The sequence below is a fragment of the uncultured Thermosynechococcus sp. genome (assembly GCF_937958135.1).
Classification (GTDB): Bacteria; Cyanobacteriota; Cyanobacteriia; order Thermosynechococcales; family Thermosynechococcaceae; genus Thermosynechococcus.
Genome location: NZ_CALGOG010000033.1, coordinates 1 through 5,169 on the forward strand (window position 1 = coordinate 1; position 5,169 = coordinate 5,169).

Consider the following 5,169-nt stretch of genomic DNA (forward strand, 5'->3'; position numbering starts at 1 on the left):
CACAACACATTGGAGATGCAGCTTTATTTGCGCATTGCCACGGAGCTACATTTGAAGCGCTTAGTTGTGGGTGGCTTTGAGAAGGTCTATGAACTGGGGCGCATCTTCCGCAACGAGGGCATCTCAACCAAGCACAACCCTGAATTTACCTCCATCGAGGTCTATCAGGCCTACGCCGACTACCACGATATGATGGCTCTAACAGAGGCAATTATTACCACAGCGGCAAAGGAGGTGCTGGGTACCCTCAAGATTCCCTATCAGGGGCAAACGATTGATCTGACGCCCCCGTGGCGCCGAGTAACCATGCACGATGCAGTGGCGGAGGTAACCGGTATTGATTTTCGCCAGTTGGGCGATCTGACCGCAGCGAAGCAAGCAGCTCAAAAGGTGGGGGTAAAAGACCTAGACGCCTGTGACACAATTGGGCGAGTACTCAACGAAGTCTTTGAGCAAACCGTTGAACCTACCCTGATTCAGCCCACATTTGTGCTTGACTACCCTGTGGAGATTTCACCGCTGGCTAAGGCTCACCGCAGCCAACCGGGACTGGTGGAGCGATTTGAATTATTTATCGTCGGTCGCGAACACGCCAATAGTTTTTCGGAGTTAACGGATCCTTTGGATCAACGGCAGCGCTTGGAGGAGCAGGCGCGGCGCAAGGCGGCTGGGGATTTGGAAGCCCACGGTGTTGATGAAGATTTTCTCACGGCCTTAGAATATGGAATGCCGCCCACAGGAGGGTTAGGGATTGGCATTGACCGCTTGGTGATGCTGCTGACGGATTCGCCAAGTATCCGTGATGTGATTGCTTTCCCACTCCTGCGCCCTGAAGGGACAACTGGGCAACTGTGATGGGTTTGCTAAAATCTTAAGCATAATTTACTAAAGTCCATACTCAACTTCCACTAAATGGAGGTACGGCCAACAATGTCAGTGCAGACTATTGAGAAACCAGCAACCGTTCGCAAGTTGGCTCCTCGCTATCGTGTGCTGCTTCACAACGACAATGTGAACTCCATGGAGTATGTGGTGGAGGTACTACTGAAGACGGTGCCAAGCCTCACCCAACCCCAAGCTGTGGATATTATGATGGAGGCGCACACGACAGGGGTGGCCTTGGTAATTACCTGTGCCCTTGAGCACGCTGAATTTTACTGTGAAGGCCTGAAAATGGCAGGGCTGACAAGCACCATTGAACCCGCTGAATAGGCCACTTTTTTCACAGTTTTGGCGGCAGATGATCCGCCGCCCCTTTTGGCTTCGCCTCTTGAGTTTTGCCTTGACGCTGCTGCTGCTGTGGCTGCCCTTGGGTTTGAGTATCTATTTTTTCTGGGGAGAGGGCGGTGCAGCTAGCTTTGTCAACATGGGGCTACTGTACCTTATCTTTATTCTCTTGCTGCGAGTCTGGGGGCGGCGGGTGCACCAACAGCGATCGCCCCTTGGGTTTTATGGCCTCAAGGGGGGTTGGCTCTTTGGACGGGATGCCCTAGGGGGTTGGTTCGGGGGTGTCATTCTAGTTGCCCTGTTATTCCTAATAGAGGGACTCCTCGGCTGGGTGACGTGGCAGGGGCTACCGGATCGCTTTGGTCTGCTGCTGTTGAATGGCGCCCTAACCGGTGTCGCTGTGGGCTTTGCCGAAGAATTACTCTTTCGCGGCTGGCTATTACAGGAGCTGGAGCTAGAGTACCAACCGTGGTTTGCCTTGTTGCTCAATGGCCTGATTTTTGCGGCATTGCATTATCTGCATCCTTTGGAGGTTATTTTGGCCACATGGCCGCAATTTTTTGGCTTGGCGCTCTTGGGCTGGATTCTCGGATTAAGTAAATGGGCTTTTGGGGGGCGGCTGGGTTTTCCCATGGGACTCCATGGGGGGTTGGTGTGGGCCTATTTTGGCGTTAATGCCGGCAACTTAGTGAGCTATACCGGCGTAGCCCCAGAGTGGCTAACGGGGGTTAACGGTAACCCAATCGCTGGCTTGATGGGCGTTTGTCTCTTGGTACTGGTTGCCTTGGGACTTAGCTATCGCGTCGCAACCGCACCATAAAAAAACCGTCCATATCCTGTTGCTGGGGCCACACCGTAATCCAACCTTCGGGGGCGGCCTTTAGGGGAAAGTCGGGAGGGGGCGGTTCAATATGCCAGTGGGGATGGGAGGAGAGAAACTGCTGAATCTGGACTTCATTTTCTGCCGCTTCTAGGCTACAGGTGGCATAAACCAATAGACCCTGAGGTTTTACCCAGCGAGAAACATTGGCCAAAAGCTGAGCCTGTAGGGGCAATAGTTCACCCAAGCGGGTTCTCAAGGGTTGCCAGCGGGCATCGGCATGGCGGTGCAGCGTTCCTGTGGCGGAGCAGGGTACATCCAAAAGTACGCGATCGCCCACTTCTAGAAAGTCCTCAGCCGTTGCACTATCAAGGGTGTAAATTTCAATGCTCCTCAAGCCCAGGCGATCGCGATTGTGCTCCAACTTCCGCAGACGACTGGGAGCGCGATCGCAGGCAATGACACGGCCGTGATCTGCCATCAACTCAGCAATATGGGTGGTTTTGCCGCCGGGGGCAGCACAGGCATCAATGACCACTTCACCCGGCTGCGGATCCAAGAGATGACCGACCCATTGCGCCGCCCGATCCTGAACCGACCAGTGCCCTTCAGTGTAGCGAGGAAGTTCCGACATGGCTTGGCCACAGTGGGGCAGCATCAGTCCTTGGGGCAAGTGGGGAATTGGCTGCAACCCGTAGCCTGCCGCCGCAAAGTCGGCAATCAGTTGGTCAGGGGTGGTGCGCAGCGGATTAAGGCGCAAATCTAGACGCGGCGGCCGATTAAACCATTCACAGAGGGCAATACATTCTCGCTCTCCCAAACGTTCTAACCAAGCGCCAACCAGGTCATCGGGAAAACTATAGTGGCATCCCAGTTGAGACACCAACGGCAGGTCAGCAATTAGGGCGGGCAGGGGATCGGTGGGGGAGCGGCTATAGCGGCGCAAGACCCCATTCACCAGGGGGGCAAAGTGGCCCCAGCCCATTTCTTTGACCAGTTCCACGCTGCTGTGCACGGCGGCATGGGGGGGAATGCGATCCAGGTAGCGCAGTTGGTAGAGGCCGAGGCGCAGCACCAGCCGTACCGCTAGGGGAGGCACTTTGTGGCAAAACCCCTGAATTAGGGTATCTAGGGTGCGCTGTTGGCGAACACTGCCATAGACCAGTTCAGTGACCAGAGCGCGATCGCCCCCCTTGAGGGCATACTGCTGCAGAATCCGATGGAGTGCCACATCGGCATAGGTACCCTTGGCCACCTGCTCTAGAGCCTCAAGGGCAAGACGACGGGCACTTAGTTCCACGCCGATTGTTCAATCCTTTCCCGCTGTTCACTGGTGGCGATCGGCCATTCGGGGTTGTCGCCGCCAATCACTAGAGTTTTTAGGGACACATAGTCCTCACTAAATTGGCTAAGGGCGTTAATCAGCACATCCAAGGCCAACGCATCACTGGTGCCCAAATCAAACCAGCAGCGTGCCCAGCGATCGTTGTACTCAAACTCGCCCATATTGTGCATTACCGCCATCATTGAACTCTCCGCTTGGGCGCGATCATACTCTAGGTAACTGAGGTCTAACCCCGTCTCCTGCACCTGTAGGTTTTCGGCATTAAATCCCCCCAATTTCCCTAGGAAAAACCACGAGTTAAAGACTTCCTCAAGGTACTGCTGCTCAACGGACGAAGGGGGTGCGGCAAATTCCACCCAAATCCATAAATCAAAGGGATTTACTTCGCGAAAGATGACATTCATGCCGAAGCTCCCATTAGGCCCTTCTGGAATGCAGGTCGTTGTTGCAAGCGAGCGACGTAGTCCGCCACCGCCGGATAGGGACTTAAATCCACCTGAAAGAGCATCTGAAGATAGGCCAGCACTGACCCCAGGGCAACATCGGCCACCGAGAAGTCATTGCCCAGAATGTAGGAGTGCCCTGTGAGGGCCGTCTCAATCCCCTTAAGGAGGCGAGGCAGTTGGCGATCGCGATTTTCAGGCGGAAGCATTGCCTGTGTCAACGTGGAATTGGCAAACAGCACCCACTGATAGACTTGGGCAGCCGCCGCCGCATCCTTGGGCAATTCACCGTGGACTTGAGCCAGATAAAGCAAAATTGCTCCCGATTCCCACAGCACCACATCGCCATCTACGATCACAGGAACTTTGCCCATGGGGTTGAGTTTGAGAAAGTCGGGCTGCTGCTGCTCCCCTGCTTGCAGATCGATCAGCACAAATTCATAGGGAATTCCCAATTCTTCTAGATACCAGCGAACAATGCTGGCACGGGATTTGGCACCGCCATAGAGCTTAAGCATAGGTCAGTTGCAGCGATCGGTGTGTCAATTCAATCTAAATCACTTTTATTATGCGCTTTGATCGGTTTCAAAATGATTGCTTGCCTCACCGTCCTCAACGCCAAAGCAGTTCCAGCGGCCATTCAGCCACCCTTTCCGCCAACTCCTCATTGGAGTGTTGACCACAGGGCAGCACCCCCAGCACGGGCACTTGGGTGAAACGGCTGAGAAATTCTGGCGGTGTCCACTGCGCAATATCCGTGTCGCTACAGGGGTTGACGCAGTTGAGAATCACACCGCGAATGTCCAGCTTGTACTGCCGGGCAAGGGCCACATTGGCCACAACTTGGGCGATCGCCCCTAGGCGCACCGTTGCCACCAAGACAATGGGCAACTTCCAAGCGGCCGCCAGATCTGCCACCGTCCACTCCCAAGTCATCGGTGACCCTAGACCGCCAATCCCTTCGACTAAAAGATAATCAAAGCGCTCCTGAAGCTGCCGGTAAGTTTGCCACACAGGCACCAAATCAATCGTGCGCTGTTCCAATTCGGCTGCAATGGGAGGCGCAAGGGGCGCCGTAAAACTGAGGGGGCACACTTCACTGGCTGTTTGTTCTAAAGGCAGCGTTTGGCAGTAATAGTCCCCGTCCCCGATCTCGACCGCAGTCCCGCTCTGCATCGGCTTAAAAATGCCCCAACGTTCTTGGGAACGATAGCGATGGGCGTAGGACCATAGTGCCCGTGTAATCATTGTTTTGCCCACACCCGTATCAACACCTGTAATCAGTAGGGACTGGCAATGCTGAGAAATGGTAATTCCCCCCTAATGTGAAAATG

Annotated in this window: 7 protein-coding genes; 3 read left to right on the plus strand and 4 right to left on the minus strand. The window is 54.6% G+C overall.

Going from position 1 to position 5,169, the window contains the following annotated elements:
• The 3 genes from lysS to Q0711_RS04610 all read left to right on the plus strand — a co-directional run.
• The coding region (gene lysS, locus Q0711_RS04600) for a lysine--tRNA ligase (RefSeq protein ID WP_299041779.1) at positions 1–855 on the plus strand (855 nt) is incomplete at its 5' end.
• Between the two features lie 75 nt (positions 856–930).
• A complete protein-coding gene (gene clpS / locus Q0711_RS04605; RefSeq protein WP_298615240.1) occupies positions 931–1,212 on the plus strand; it encodes an ATP-dependent Clp protease adapter ClpS in 282 nt (93 codons plus the stop codon).
• A gap of 28 nt (positions 1,213–1,240) precedes the next feature.
• Entirely contained in the window at positions 1,241–2,047 is an 807-nt protein-coding gene (locus Q0711_RS04610) for a CPBP family intramembrane glutamic endopeptidase (RefSeq protein ID WP_298615242.1), read from the plus strand.
• On the opposite strand, the gene Q0711_RS04615 is transcribed toward Q0711_RS04610, so the two are convergent.
• From Q0711_RS04615 to bioD, 4 genes are all read right to left on the minus strand, one after another.
• Positions 2,019–3,347, minus strand: coding sequence for a 16S rRNA (cytosine(967)-C(5))-methyltransferase (locus Q0711_RS04615; protein ID WP_298975896.1), 1,329 nt, complete (start codon positions 3,345–3,347; stop codon positions 2,019–2,021). The two genes, Q0711_RS04610 and Q0711_RS04615, sit on opposite strands and share 29 nt — an antisense overlap.
• The gene (locus tag Q0711_RS04620; protein ID WP_298615246.1) at positions 3,338–3,796 is read right to left on the minus strand and encodes a DUF3531 family protein; all 459 of its coding nucleotides are present in this window, start codon (positions 3,794–3,796) and stop codon (positions 3,338–3,340) included. Before Q0711_RS04620 ends, Q0711_RS04615 begins: the two co-directional genes overlap by 10 nt.
• Positions 3,793–4,353: a glutathione S-transferase family protein gene (locus Q0711_RS04625; protein WP_298615249.1), complete on the minus strand. Its 561-nt coding sequence runs from the start codon at positions 4,351–4,353 to the stop codon at positions 3,793–3,795. The genes Q0711_RS04620 and Q0711_RS04625 overlap by 4 nt, the downstream gene beginning before the upstream one ends.
• Before the next feature lie 94 nt (positions 4,354–4,447).
• Positions 4,448–5,149 carry a dethiobiotin synthase gene (bioD, locus tag Q0711_RS04630; RefSeq protein ID WP_366519087.1) on the minus strand — a complete coding sequence of 234 codons (702 nt, stop codon included), beginning with the start codon at positions 5,147–5,149 and terminating at the stop codon, positions 4,448–4,450.
• Between the last annotated feature and the right edge of the window lie 20 nt (positions 5,150–5,169).

Bases quoted from the DNA above. Each gene is read 5' to 3' on its own strand.
- clpS (WP_298615240.1), top strand. From the start codon at position 931: ATGTCAGTGCAGACTATTGAGAAACCAGCAACCGTTCGCAAGTTGGCT.
- Q0711_RS04625 (WP_298615249.1), bottom strand. From the start codon at position 4,353: ATGCTTAAGCTCTATGGCGGTGCCAAATCCCGTGCCAGCATTGTTCGC.
- Q0711_RS04610 (WP_298615242.1), top strand. From the start codon at position 1,241: ATGATCCGCCGCCCCTTTTGGCTTCGCCTCTTGAGTTTTGCCTTGACG.
- Q0711_RS04620 (WP_298615246.1), bottom strand. From the start codon at position 3,796: ATGAATGTCATCTTTCGCGAAGTAAATCCCTTTGATTTATGGATTTGG.